The organism is Pseudomonas sp. SST3 (genome assembly GCF_003325755.1).
Genome location: NZ_QORI02000224.1, coordinates 1 through 1,595 on the forward strand (window position 1 = coordinate 1; position 1,595 = coordinate 1,595).

At 46.7% G+C, this 1,595-nt stretch carries 1 protein-coding gene and 1 pseudogene; both read right to left on the reverse strand.

Annotation, left to right across the window (positions count from 1 at the left end; translation table 11 throughout):
* Positions 1-1,045 (reverse strand): annotated as a pseudogene (locus tag DQ405_RS26840) (transposase); the annotation flags it as partial.
* The coding region (locus tag DQ405_RS26845) for a TnsA endonuclease N-terminal domain-containing protein (protein WP_168426505.1) at positions 1,038-1,595 on the reverse strand (558 nt) is incomplete at its 5' end. The gene DQ405_RS26845 and the pseudogene DQ405_RS26840, both read right to left, overlap by 8 nt.

Consider the following 1,595-nt stretch of genomic DNA (forward strand, 5'->3'; position numbering starts at 1 on the left):
TATAAATTGCGTGCCTAGCCCCATTCCAACTTGGTCCTTCAAGGCCAACATGAATGCCTACGATCATTCTTGTAAACGTGTCCACCATAACGTACAGAACTGGCCGCCCAATCAACCATAGTCGGTTAACCCGATGCACCAAGTAAACATCGGCGATAGTCGAATCTATTTCGTACCGATGGCCCGCACCGAGTAACCTATGAGATGCAGACCCGATAAGAGCACGATGGTCTTTGTTGTAACGAGTAGCACCACCGCGTTTCTTTAGCTTGTAGAGATCATCGAAAAATAGTTTTCCATGATGCCTTAGTTGGTGAATAGACGGGTAACTGCCTCGTACAACGTTCCCCTTGGAGCCGTCAGCCATGGTTTCTCTGTAGAATTTATTCAGCATCCATCGATACGCTTCTTTCACATTGCCGCACCTTCCGCTAGCGACACGCCCGTAAGCCAAGCGGATGTGGGCCATGTGCCGCTTTTCGAGCCTAATCGCACCATCCTGGCTAACAACGACGCCAAGATATTTAGCTGGCCGACCGGGGATAATGCCGGACGCACGACTTTTTTCCTTTCCTCGGCCGCCACATGCGTTGGTATTCCACAAGAATGCGTTACGAGTCTGTCCCATGCTCCAATATCGATAAAGAAGTCGATAAATTTGCTTCCGATCAACTCCCATCTCCATCGCGTGATTCGCCACTAGGGCGCCGAAATTGGAGGTCAAGAGGTCTAACGCGACCTGATTTTCTACTAGGCCACGTACAAGGTTCCAATTCCTGTCTCGGCTATTCTTTTCATTCTCGCTTAACTCATCATCACTTCGAAGCAAGTGCATGGGCACCATTTCCGGACTGATTACCGCCGCGCCGGAATCAATCTCTTCGGCCAAAAGTGGCTTCTCTAGCCTCCATGGCTTGGTTGGATTTGTGCTAAGTTCAATAACTACGACAAAATCACTTTCTATACCCAACACTCTAACGGGCTTCTCAAAAATTTCAGATCCTTCACCTGGAGAAACAATACAATTAACTCTCATATTAAGCATGACGAGTCACCTCAATTGGCGTTGGAACAGCCAGAGACGACTGGCTAATCCATACACATAATGGTTCAGATAAGCTAATCATCCTAGAGGAGAGGTCCATCTCCAGCCCGCCTACCCATAGAAGATGGTGAAAGAGGCGTTTAACGCCCATATAGTCTATGAAGATTTCTCTGGACGCTTTCTCTAATAGCACCCTGAGTGGAATTTGGTCAGTTTTATATTTTGTTATAAAGTCAAGCAAATTACTTATGTTCTTTTCCGTAGGCAAAGAGGGATGGATAATCGCATAGGTTCTGAGAATACCGAGATTTGCTATTCTATTTGGCGACAGGTTCTCGTGAAGAACCAATTTCCACTCTACTTTCCTTATTGCCCAATACCTTTCCTCAATAGCGAGCTTTTCGGCAATTCGGTTTTGCACACCGAGGTCAGCTTCTTCAAGTTCCTTTCGATATTTAACAGAACGCGCAGCCAGCCTTACTTCGCCTGCTGGATCAACGAAAGTAATTAAGAAGTCTGTCGTCATGACTACAGGAACTCGAGTACCTGG